Source organism: Streptomyces tricolor (assembly GCF_002155905.1).
Taxonomy (GTDB): Bacteria; Actinomycetota; Actinomycetes; order Streptomycetales; family Streptomycetaceae; genus Streptomyces; species Streptomyces tricolor.
Genome location: NZ_MUMF01000266.1, coordinates 1 through 9,852 on the forward strand (window position 1 = coordinate 1; position 9,852 = coordinate 9,852).

The 9,852-nt window shown below is 73.2% G+C and carries 10 protein-coding genes and 2 pseudogenes; 4 read left to right on the top strand and 8 right to left on the bottom strand.

The window, feature by feature from the left end:
- Nucleotides 1-167 (bottom strand): annotated as a pseudogene (locus CCN44_RS43325) (tRNA 2-thiouridine(34) synthase MnmA); the annotation flags it as partial.
- A 60-nt stretch (nucleotides 168-227) separates the two neighbouring features.
- Here CCN44_RS43325 and CCN44_RS19770 point away from each other — a divergent pair.
- Complete coding sequence (locus CCN44_RS19770; RefSeq protein WP_059252730.1) at nucleotides 228-920, top strand: N-acetylmuramoyl-L-alanine amidase; 693 nt, start codon at nucleotides 228-230, stop codon at nucleotides 918-920.
- A gap of 181 nt (nucleotides 921-1,101) precedes the next feature.
- Here the strand turns inward: CCN44_RS19770 and CCN44_RS19775 are convergent, their stop codons facing one another.
- The 3 genes from CCN44_RS19775 to CCN44_RS45105 all read right to left on the bottom strand — a co-directional run bounded on the left by CCN44_RS19775 (nucleotide 1,102) and on the right by CCN44_RS45105 (nucleotide 3,045).
- Nucleotides 1,102-2,271, bottom strand: a complete 1,170-nt coding sequence (locus CCN44_RS19775) for a cysteine desulfurase family protein (RefSeq protein ID WP_059252729.1) — start codon at nucleotides 2,269-2,271, stop codon at nucleotides 1,102-1,104.
- Nucleotides 2,272-2,560: 289 nt separating this feature from the next.
- The gene (locus tag CCN44_RS19780; RefSeq protein ID WP_059252728.1) at nucleotides 2,561-2,839 is read right to left on the bottom strand and encodes a hypothetical protein; all 279 of its coding nucleotides are present in this window, start codon (nucleotides 2,837-2,839) and stop codon (nucleotides 2,561-2,563) included.
- A 38-nt stretch (nucleotides 2,840-2,877) separates the two neighbouring features.
- A complete protein-coding gene (locus tag CCN44_RS45105; RefSeq protein ID WP_086698450.1) occupies nucleotides 2,878-3,045 on the bottom strand; it encodes a hypothetical protein in 168 nt (55 codons plus the stop codon).
- 145 nt (nucleotides 3,046-3,190) lie between these two features.
- On the opposite strand from CCN44_RS45105, the gene CCN44_RS19790 reads away from it, so the two are divergent.
- Nucleotides 3,191-3,817: a TetR family transcriptional regulator gene (locus tag CCN44_RS19790; RefSeq protein WP_059252727.1), complete on the top strand. Its 627-nt coding sequence runs from the start codon at nucleotides 3,191-3,193 to the stop codon at nucleotides 3,815-3,817.
- Between the two features lie 74 nt (nucleotides 3,818-3,891).
- Here the strand turns inward: CCN44_RS19790 and CCN44_RS19795 are convergent, their stop codons facing one another.
- On the bottom strand, nucleotides 3,892-4,875 hold the full coding sequence (locus tag CCN44_RS19795) for a helix-turn-helix transcriptional regulator (RefSeq protein ID WP_086698451.1): 984 nt from the start codon (nucleotides 4,873-4,875) through the stop codon (nucleotides 3,892-3,894).
- 101 nt (nucleotides 4,876-4,976) lie between these two features.
- Between CCN44_RS19795 and CCN44_RS19800 the strand changes: the two genes are divergently transcribed.
- Nucleotides 4,977-5,567: a TIGR03086 family metal-binding protein gene (locus tag CCN44_RS19800; protein WP_059255249.1), complete on the top strand. Its 591-nt coding sequence runs from the start codon at nucleotides 4,977-4,979 to the stop codon at nucleotides 5,565-5,567.
- A gap of 76 nt (nucleotides 5,568-5,643) precedes the next feature.
- Here the strand turns inward: CCN44_RS19800 and CCN44_RS19805 are convergent, their stop codons facing one another.
- Complete coding sequence (locus CCN44_RS19805) at nucleotides 5,644-6,507, bottom strand: thioesterase family protein (RefSeq protein WP_086698452.1); 864 nt, start codon at nucleotides 6,505-6,507, stop codon at nucleotides 5,644-5,646.
- A 152-nt stretch (nucleotides 6,508-6,659) separates the two neighbouring features.
- Between CCN44_RS19805 and CCN44_RS19810 the strand changes: the two genes are divergently transcribed.
- Nucleotides 6,660-7,913 carry an alpha/beta hydrolase gene (locus CCN44_RS19810; protein ID WP_059252724.1) on the top strand — a complete coding sequence of 418 codons (1,254 nt, stop codon included), beginning with the start codon at nucleotides 6,660-6,662 and terminating at the stop codon, nucleotides 7,911-7,913.
- Here CCN44_RS19810 and CCN44_RS19815 read toward each other — a convergent pair.
- Together CCN44_RS19815 and CCN44_RS19820 are read right to left on the bottom strand one after the other, a co-directional pair.
- Nucleotides 7,822-8,478: a trimeric intracellular cation channel family protein gene (locus tag CCN44_RS19815; RefSeq protein ID WP_059252723.1), complete on the bottom strand. Its 657-nt coding sequence runs from the start codon at nucleotides 8,476-8,478 to the stop codon at nucleotides 7,822-7,824. The two genes, CCN44_RS19810 and CCN44_RS19815, sit on opposite strands and share 92 nt — an antisense overlap.
- Nucleotides 8,479-8,525: 47 nt before the next feature.
- Nucleotides 8,526-9,839 (bottom strand): annotated as a pseudogene (locus CCN44_RS19820) (M1 family metallopeptidase); the annotation flags it as partial.
- Nucleotides 9,840-9,852: the final 13 nt, after the last annotated feature.

Sequence of the window (9,852 nt, forward strand, 5' to 3'; positions counted from 1 at the left end):
CGCGCGCCGGTTCGGAAGGACTGCGGGTTCGCGGAGAGCGCGAGGTGGACGCCGGTGACGTCGTGGCCTGCTTCCGCGGCCCGCGCGGCGGCGACGGCGGAGTCGACTCCGCCGGACATGGCGGCGAGGACGCGGAGGGGGCGGGTGCGCTGCGGGGTGTCAGTCATAGCCCTTCCAGGGTACGGGGGCGCGGGAACCAGGTCCGCCGGATATCCGTTGAGGCTGGCATGGGGGAGACGACAGGGGCGGCCACGGGGTCGCCGGCGGGCGACGGCGACCGGCGGCCGGGGCGGCGGGCCCTGCTGATCGGCGGGGCCGCGGCGGCCGTGGGCACGGCCGTGCTGGCCCGGGAGGAGCTGGCCCGGCTGTGGTGGCGGCTGCCCGAGGTGGACAAGCCGCGGGTGGCGGGCGCGGTGGACTTCCGGGGCGCGCGCTGGGTGGCGGCCTCGGCGGCGAACTACCGGCGGGCGGACCGGCCGGCCGACTACCCGGTGGACCGGGTGGTCGTCCATGTCACCCAGGGCGGCTACGCGTCGGCGGTGAAGGTCTTCCAGGACCCCGGGCACGGCGCCGCGGCGCACTACATCGTGCGCAAGGACGGACGGGTCACCCAGCTGATCCGCGAGCTGGACGTCGCCTTCCACGCGGGCAACCGGGAGTACAACGAGCGCAGTGTCGGCATCGAGCACGAGGGCTTCGTGGAGGACGCGTCCTCCTTCACGGACGCCATGTACGCGGCCTCGGCCCGTCTGACGGCGGCCATATGCGAGCGCTACGGCATCCCGGTGGACCGGGAGCACATCATCGGGCATGTGGAGGTGCCGGGCGCGGACCACACGGACCCGGGGCGGTTCTGGGACTGGGACCGGTACATACGCCTGATCCGCGCCGCACGCCCCGGAGCCCGCGCCACCCCGTGAGCCGGACGGACCCCGCGAGCCGGACGGACCCCATGAGCCGGACGGACCCCATGAGCCGGACGGGCCGCACCGGCCCGACGGCCGGGTGAGCCCGACGGCTGCGTCAGGCCGACGGCTTCATCGGCCCGACGGCCGCATCCGCCCTCGGCCGGCCCAGCCGACTGCCGCGCCCAGCGAACGGCTACGTCAGGCCGGCCGCGCGGGCGCGTTCCACCGCCGGGCCGATCGCCTTCGCGACGGCCTCGACGTCGGCCTCGGTGGAGGTGTGGCCGAGGGAGAAGCGCAGGGTGCCGCGGGCCAGGTCCGGATCGGTGCCGGTGGCGAGGAGGACGTGGCTGGGCTGGGCGACGCCCGCGGTGCAGGCCGAGCCGGTGGAGCACTCGATGCCCTGGGCGTCCAGCAGGAGCAGCAGGGAGTCGCCCTCGCAGCCGGGGAAGGTGAAGTGGGCGTTGGCGGGGAGCCGGCCCTCGGGCGCCGGGTCGCCGCCGAGGATCGCGTCCGGTACGGCGCCGCGCACGGCGTCGACCAGCCGGTCGCGCAGGGCGCCGATCTCCCGCGCGAACCGCTCGCGCTGCTCGGCGGCGACCCGGCCGGCGACGGCGAAGGAGGCGATGGCCGGGACGTCGAGCGTGCCGGAGCGGACGTGCCGCTCCTGGCCGCCGCCGTGCAGGACGGGTACGGGGGTGTGCTCGCGGCCGAGGATCAGGGCGCCGATGCCGTACGGGCCGCCGATCTTGTGGCCGGAGACGGTCATGGCGGCGAGGCCCGACGCCTCGAAGTCGACGGGGACCTGGCCGAAGGCCTGGACCGCGTCGGCGTGCAGCGGGATGCCGAACTCGGCGGCGACGTCCGCGAGTTCGCGGATCGGCATGATCGTGCCGATCTCGTTGTTGGCCCACATCACGGTGGCCAGGGCGACGTCGTCGGGGTTGCGGGCGATGGCCTCGCGCAGCGCCTCGGGGTGAACGCGGCCGTAGGAGTCGACGGGGAGGTACTCGACGGTGGCGCCCTCGTGCTCGCCGAGCCAGTGCACGGCGTCCAGGACGGCGTGGTGCTCGACGGGGCTGGCCAGGACGCGGCTGCGGGCCGGGTCGGCGGCGCGGCGGGACCAGTACAGGCCCTTGACGGCGAGGTTGTCGGCCTCGGTGCCGCCCGAGGTGAAGACGACCTCGCTGGGGCGGGCTCCCAGCGCTTCGGCGAGGGTCTCGCGGGCTTCCTCGACCGTCCGCCGGGCCTGCCGGCCGGATGCGTGAAGGGAGGAGGCGTTGCCCGTGATGCTCAACCGGGCGGCGAGGGCCTCTGCCGCCTCCGGGAGCATCGGGGTGGTCGCGGCGTGGTCGAGGTATGCCATGGTGACGCCGATTCTACGGCGCCGGGTCCCCGCGGTTGCCTTCGGCCGTGAGCGGGCGCCTCGGCCTCGGGTGCCGATCGCGTGCCGTCGGCTGTGGGGCGCTCGACTTGGCCGCACCTGGACTTGGCGGCGATGCGCCCGGCGCTGTCGGCCGTGCCCAGCCGTTCCGCCCGGCGGAACGACCGCCCACGGCGGCAGCCGGTGGCGGGTCGGCCGCGGAGCCGTGCGGGTGCCCCGTCGCCCTCGGGGCGGGCGGCGCTCCGGCGAGCCGTCGGTCACACGCCGTCGGTCACAGGCTCCAGGAGACCGTGCCCGAGATCTCCATCGCCGTCACCAGGACCACCAGGTCGGCGATGCCGAGGGTCAGGCCCAGGTAGGCGCGGCCCCGGCGGGTGGTGCCGCGCCAGAGAGCGACCACGGCGAGGACGATGGCGATGGGACCGAGGAAGAGGTTGAGGACGAGCAGGCCGAGCAGGCCGAGGATGAAGGACGCGACGGCCATGCCGTCGGTGTCGCGGGTGCGCGGTCGGGTGTCGGTGCGGCCGGTGGCCGGTGCGGTCAGATGCATGGTGCTCAGCTCCTGAAGTCTTCAGGTCCTTGCGGCGGTCAGTGGGCCGAGGTGCGGCGGCGGCGCCCGTGGCGCTCGCGGAGCGCGAAGACGCCGAGCCAGACGGCGATGACGGCGGCCAGGACGGCGGTGACGCCCAGCGGTGCGTGGGCCACGGTGCCCAGCACGACTCCGAGCAGCATGAGTGCGGCGACGAGGAACAGCATGGGATCAGATCCCCCCTCCGAGATACCTCGTATTCAGCCGGTGTGAAGTTTGGGTGAACAGTTGTAGTAACAGTTGTTCACTGACTTCGAGTCTAGCGCGCCTGACGGCTTTAAAATTCCGGAGAACAGTTGTTAACTGGATGACATGAGTCACACCCTCGGCATCCGGCAGGCCCAGAAGCAGAAGACCCGGCAGGCGTTCCTCGACGCGGCGCTCGCCCTGCTGGAGGAGCAGAGCCTGAGCAGTCTCGGCCTGCGCGAGGTCACCCGGGCCGTCGGGGTCGCCCCGACCGCCTTCTACCGGCACTTCCGCTCGACCGCCGACCTCGGTGTGGCCCTGGTCGACGAGGCGCTGGGCAGCCTGCATCCGATGGTGCGGACGACGGTGTCCACCACGGGCGACAGCGAGGAACGCATCGCGCGCGCCATCGAGCTGATCGCCCGTCATGTAGACGCGTACCCCGCTCATGTCCGTTTTATCGCCCGTGAGCGACATGGCGGGGTGCAGCCGGTGCGCGAGGCCATCCGCGCCCAACTGGTCCGGTTCGCCGAGGAGGTGAAGGTCGAGCTGGCCAAGGACCCGGAGGCGGCGGGCTGGAGCGACGAGGACCTGCTCATGCTCGCGCACCTCTACGTCGACCAGATGCTCATCACCGCCTCCCTGTTCCTGGAGGCGCTGGAGGCCCCGGAGGAGGAGCGGGAGCGGGTGACGCAGCTCGCCACCCGCCAGCTGCGGCTCATCAGCATCGGCCGCAGCCACTGGCTGGACTGACGGCGCCCTGGACGGTGCCTGACAGCCCTGCGCCCGCCCGAGTCGGTGAACGCCGCCCAGGGCCCCCTGGGGTGTCAGCCGTCCGCCGGCCCCTGCCCCTGCCCCTGGTACAGGGCCAGGACGGAGCGGGCCCCGGCGAGCAGTTCCGCGCGCGCCTCGGGCGGGTCGACGACCTCCACCCGGTCGGAGAACGCGAGGAGTTGGCGTACGGCGCCGAGCGCCGGGTAGGCCAGCCGCACGGTGACCCACTCGCTCTCGCCGTCGTCGTCGGGCGGAGCCGTCAGCTGTGCGGCGGCCAGCCGCTGGAACAGGTCGAGCCGGTCGCGCCGTACCCGCACGGTGACCTCGACCCGGTCCTCCCGCTCCTCCACCTGCCGACGCAGCACCTCCCAGGCGTCGGCGAGTTCGACCCCGGGCCGGCGTCGCACGGGCTCGTCCAGCAGCCGGGCCGAGCGCACCCGGTCGGCGCGGAACAGCCGGGGCGCGCCGCGCCGGTCGGCGACCAGGTACCAGACGCCGGCCTTGGCGACCAGGCCGTACGGATCCACGGTGTACGTCCGCGGCTCCCGCTGCCCGCTGTGCCGGTAGCGCAGCCTGAGGCGCCGGTCGGAGAAGACCGCGTCCTTCAGCACCTCCAGGTCGACGGACTGCCGCGGTCCGCTCATCCAGCGGGTGGCGTCCACCAGGATGCGGCGGCTGGTCACCTCGGCGGCGGGCCGGTGCGGTGCCGGCAGGGCGGCCATCACCTTGCGCAGGGCCGAGCCGAGGGCCGCGTCCAGGCCGAGCGCGGCATGGGCGCCCTGGGCGGCCAGGATGAACAGGGCCCGGGACTCGTCGGCGGTCAGCCCCGTGACGTCGGTGCGGAAGCCGGGGAGGAGTTCGATGCCGCCGTGCCGGCCGCGCTCGGCGTACACCGGGACCCCGGCGGCGGACAGCGCCTCGACGTCCCGGTACACGGTGCGGACCGACACCTCCAGCCGGTCGGCGAGTTCGGGCGCGGGGACCCGGCCCCGGGTCTGCAGGAGCAGCAGGATGGACAGCAGCCGGTCTGACTTCACCGGGCCAGGATCCCGCCGCGTCCCCGTCCGCCGCAAAAGCTGACGGAATCTGTCAGGTTTTCCGGGGATGCTCGGTGTACGGACCCACCGAGAGGCACATCATGACGAACCCGACCACCGACCCCCGCCCCCTCTACCGCCGCGCCACCGAGCAGGCGGCGGCCCTCATCGAGACCGTGCGCCCGGAAGACCTCACCCGGCCGACCCCCTGCACGGCGTACGACGTACGCGCCCTGCTCGGCCACATCGTGGGCGGCACCCGCCGGATCGCCCTCGTCGGCGAGGGCGGCGACGGGCAGAGTGCGCCGCTGTCCGCGTCCGACGTCCCCGGCGACCGCTGGGCGCAGGCGTACGACGAGGCCCGGCAGCGTGCCGTGCGGGCCTGGGCGGGCGACGACCGGATGACGGCGACCGTGCGGGTTCCGTGGGGCGAGATCCCGGGGCGGGCCGCCCTGTCGGCGTACGTGATGGAGATCGTCGCGCACACCTGGGACCTGTCCGAGGCGGTCGGCCGCCCTTTCCCGCTCGACGCCGAGCTGGCCGAGTTCTCGCTCGCCGCCGCGCACGAGGCCCTGCCCGAGGGGCCGCGCGAGGGCCGCCCCTTCGACGCGCCGGTGCCGGCCCCCGAGGGGGCCGACGCCTACGGGCGGCTGGCGGCCTGGCTGGGGCGCCAGCCGCTCGGCCGATCCTGATGCCGGGGCCCCTGAGTCCGGGGGCCTGATGCCGGGACCCTGAGGCCGGGGGCTCGGAGAGGCCGGGGACGCTCGCTCAGCCGAGCCTGACCCGGGCCAGCTGGCGGGACTGGGCGACCAGGCGGTCGGCGCTGTCCCAGACCTCGGCGTCCTCCTCCAGGAAGCCGCCGGCCAGGTTGCGGGTGGTGATCGACACCCGCAGCGGGCCGGGGGCCGGGCGGTGGCGGACGTGGACGGTGAGTTCCACGGTCGGCACCCAGCCCTTCAGGCCCAGCTCGAAGGCGGTGGGCGGGAGCGCGTCCACGGCGAGGAGCAGCGAGAAGGGGTCGGCGTCGCGGCCGTCGGCGAGGCCGAACCAGGAGCGCATCTCCCCCTTGCCGGACGGCTTGCCGAGCGCCCAGCCGAGGGTGGCGGGGTCGATCCTGATCATCAGCCGGTCGGCGATGGTGGAGCCGTCGTCGGCCGGGGCGGGCCCGTCCTCGGGGCCGAAGCACTGCTCCAGCGGCGGGATCGGCGGCGGGGTGGCACTCGTCCGGACGTCGTCGGGGAGGGCGGCGAGGTCGCCGTAGGAGGCGAGGACGCGGATGCGCTCGACCTCGTTGCCCGCGTCGTCGTACTGGAAGAGCGAGGCCTGGCCGGTGGAGAGGGTGCGGCCGGTGCGCACGGTCTCGGTGCGGACGACCGCCGGGCCGGGCCGGGAGGCGGTCAGGTAGTGCGCCGAGATGGTGAAGGGGTCCGGATGCGGCAGGGTGTCCGCGAGGGCCCGGCCGAGCACGGCCAGCAGGTAGCCGCCGTTGACGGCGCCGAGGATGGTCCAGCCGGCCGAGAGGTCGATGTCGTGGACGCCGGGCTCGCGCCGGACGACCGCGGTGTCGCGGTCGAACTCGCTGTCACCGATCAGGGCCCGCGATGAGGAGGGGGCGGAAGCTGCTTCTGGCATGGATGAACGGTACAACAGGAAAATACTAAGCGGTAGCTTTTCTGTGACGGCGAGATGACACCCCAGGACTCCGGGTGAGATTCCGGCAATTTCCCGGTGAGTGTCCGGACACGTCCCACAACCCCGGGCCGCATATCTCCCTCTATGAGGACATGAGCCTCACCGGGACCCCGTTCCTCTACACGACCATAGTGCTGTCCGTGGTCGCCCTGATACTGCCGCTCGTCCTGTGGTCGCGGATGCGCGGACCCAGGGTGCTGCGCGCCGCGGCCCGGGTACTGATGCTGCTGTTCGCCCAGGGCACGGCCGTCACGCTGGTCTTCGTCCTGGTCAACAACCAGAACAACCTGTACGACAACTGGGCCGACCTGCTCGGCACCGGCGACCACGTGGAGCAGGCCGCCGACCTGGGCCGGGACGGCACCGGCGGGATCGCGGTGACACGGTTGCCCAAGGTGGAACAGAGCTTCAGGACCGCCGCGGGGGCCGGGATGCGCGCGGCCGGCGGGGTGCGCGTCACCCAGCTCAAGGGCCGGGTCTCCGGTGTGAACGCCGAGGTCTACGTCTGGCTGCCGCCGCAGTACGACGACCCGGCCTACCGCCACAAGAAGTTCCCGGTGGTGGAGCTGCTGCCGGGCTACCCCGGATCCGCCAAGGCCTGGTTCGGCTCGCTCGACGCCCACCAGCAGCTGCTGCCGCTGATGCGCAGCGGTCAGGTCGCGCCGTTCATCCTGGTCGCCCCGCGCACCAACCTGCTGGCCGGCGTGGACACCGGCTGCGCCAACATCCCGGGCCAGGTCAACGCCGACACGTGGCTCAGCATCGACGTCCCGAAGATGGTCACGGACAACTTCCGGGCCCAGCCGGCCCCCCAGGGCTGGGCGGTGGCCGGGTACTCGGCGGGCGGGCACTGCGCGGTCAAGCTGGCCGTGGCCCACCCCGACCGCTACCGGGCCGCGGTGAGCATGTCCGGCTACAACGACCCGATCGCCGAGCGCAACTCCCTCGCTGCGCAGACCCCCGCCCTGCGCGCCGCGAACAACCCCTACCTGCTGCTGAGGAAGGCGGCCGTGCCGCCGCGGGTCGCGCTGTACCTGTCCGGCCAGCCCGGTGACGGCTACCAGGCGGGCCTGGCCCTCCAGTCCATCGCCAAGGCGCCGACCACCGTCCGGGTGGTGTTCCTGCCGCGCAGCGCGGGCGGTCACACCATGGCGCTGTGGCGCCCGCAGGTGGACCCGGTCTTCCGCTGGCTGACCCTGCAGATGGGCCAGAGCCGCGCCGAGGGCCGGGACGGGTCCGTCGCCGGGCGGGACGCTACTCCTCGGTCACCGTCGACCGGCGGTTCCACGCACGAGGCGCTCGCCAGTGGAACCGCATCGCGAGCAGGCGCAGCACGAAGGCCGTGACGGCCGCGAGCCCGCTGGTGAGCGGGGTCAGGGCGTCGTAGCGCAGGCACAGCACGACCACCGTGGCGCCGACGATCGCCGGGACCGCGTACAGGTCGCGGTCCCAGCGCAGCAGCGAGGGCACCTCGTTGGCCAGCACGTCCCGCAGGACACCGCCGCCCACGGCGGTGGCGAGGCCCAGCGTCGCCGACGCGGTCAGACCGAGGCCGTAGCTGTACGCCTTCGTGGTCCCGCTGACGCAGAACAGACCGAGGCCGGCCGCGTCGAAGACGAGCACCGCCGCCTGGATGCGTTCCACGTGGGGGTGCAGAAAGAAGACGACGAGCGCGGCGATCAGCGGGGTGACGAAGTACGCGAGGTCCGTGAAGGCGGCCGGGGGTACGGCTCCGATGACCAGGTCGCGGAACAGCCCGCCGCCCAGCGCGGTGACCTCGGCGAGCACGGCGATGCCGAAGACGTCGAAGTTCTTCCGGACGGCCAGCAGCGCGCCGGAGATCGCGAACACGAAGATGCCGATCACATCGAGCGTGTGCTGGACGGAGGGACTGAAGAGTTGCTGGAGCACCCTGACATTCTCACCTGTCGAAGGCCCTCAACCTTACAAAGCCAGGCTCACAGGGCAGGTTTCCCTGGTGTGAAGAGCCAGGTGTCGAAGAGGTCGTCCAGCTGCCGCCCGCTGACCCGCTCGGCGAGCCGGATGAAGTCGGCGGTGTCCGCGTTGCCGTACCGGTACCGCTTCGTCCAGGCGGGCAGCAGCGTGAAGAAGGCCGGATCGCCGATCCGCTCGCGCAGCATCTGGAGCGTCATCGCGCCGCGCTGGTAGACGGCGGAGGCGAACATCGTGTCCCGCTGCGGGTCGCCGACCTTGATCTGCCAGAAGGGGGAGTCGGCGGGGCGGGCCCGGTAGCCGGCCAGGAAGGAGTCGTGGGCGGAGCGGGTGCCCCGGTGCTCCGCCCACAGCCACTGGGCATAGGTGGCGAAGCCCTCGTTGAGCCAGATGTCCTTCCACTGCGCCACGCTCACCGAGTCGCCGAACCACTGGTGGGCCAGCTCGTGCACGATCGTGCTCTCGTCGCGCACGGCCGAGTACGCGGGCTTGCTCTGCACCTCCAGCGAGAACCCGGCCTGCGGCATGTCGTCGACGATCGCGCCGGTCTCCTCGAAGGGGTACGGCCCGAAGACCCGCGACCAGTGGTCGGTGACGGCGGCCGTGACCCCGTAGACGTCGACGCTGCCGGCGTTCTTCAGCGCGGGGTCGACGGCGACGTAGATCGGGATGCCGCCGGGGGTGCGTCCGGTGCGCACGTCGAACTTCCCGATGGTGGCGGTGGCGAGGTAGGTCGCCATCGGCTTCGACTCCCGCCAGTGGGTGTATGTCGAGCCGCCCTTGTCGTACGTCGACACCAGCCGCCCGTTGGAGACGGCGGTCAGGCCCCGCGGTGCCTTGATCCGGATGTCGTAGGCGGCCTTGTCGGCGGGGTGGTCGCTGGACGGGAACCAGGTGGAGGCGGCGTTGGGTTCGCAGACGACGAAGACGCCGTCGCCGGTCCTCATCCAGCCGTACGCGGAACCGAAGACGATGGGGCCGCCGAGGGCCTGGGGTACGCCGCCGTAGGTGACGGAGACGGTGAAGTCGCGGCCCTCGGCGAGGGGCCGGCGCGGGGTGACGGTGATCTCGTCGCCGTCCCGGGTGAACGACGCCCGTCTGCCGTCGACCCGGACCGCGGTGACCTCCAGCTGCTGGAGGTCGAGGTCGAAGCTGGACAGGCGTTGGGTGGCGCGCGCGGTGAGGGTCGTACGGCCGTCCAGGCGGCCGGTGTCCGGGGCGTAGGCGAGGCGGAGGTCGTAGTGGCGGGCGTCGTAGCCGCCGTTGCCCAGCCGGGGGAAGTAGGGGTCGCCGAGGCCGGGGGCGCCCGGGGTCGGCGACCCCTACTTCCCC

Excerpts from the sequence above, each read along its gene's own strand:
- CCN44_RS19770 (WP_059252730.1), top strand. The coding sequence starts at position 228 with ATGGGGGAGACGACAGGGGCGGCCACGGGGTCGCCGGCGGGCGACGGC.
- CCN44_RS19775 (WP_059252729.1), bottom strand. The coding sequence starts at position 2,271 with ATGGCATACCTCGACCACGCCGCGACCACCCCGATGCTCCCGGAGGCG.
- CCN44_RS19780 (WP_059252728.1), bottom strand. The coding sequence starts at position 2,839 with ATGCATCTGACCGCACCGGCCACCGGCCGCACCGACACCCGACCGCGC.
- CCN44_RS45105 (WP_086698450.1), bottom strand. The coding sequence starts at position 3,045 with ATGCTGTTCCTCGTCGCCGCACTCATGCTGCTCGGAGTCGTGCTGGGC.
- CCN44_RS19790 (WP_059252727.1), top strand. The coding sequence starts at position 3,191 with ATGAGTCACACCCTCGGCATCCGGCAGGCCCAGAAGCAGAAGACCCGG.
- CCN44_RS19800 (WP_059255249.1), top strand. The coding sequence starts at position 4,977 with ATGACGAACCCGACCACCGACCCCCGCCCCCTCTACCGCCGCGCCACC.
- CCN44_RS19805 (WP_086698452.1), bottom strand. The coding sequence starts at position 6,507 with ATGCCAGAAGCAGCTTCCGCCCCCTCCTCATCGCGGGCCCTGATCGGT.
- CCN44_RS19810 (WP_059252724.1), top strand. The coding sequence starts at position 6,660 with ATGAGCCTCACCGGGACCCCGTTCCTCTACACGACCATAGTGCTGTCC.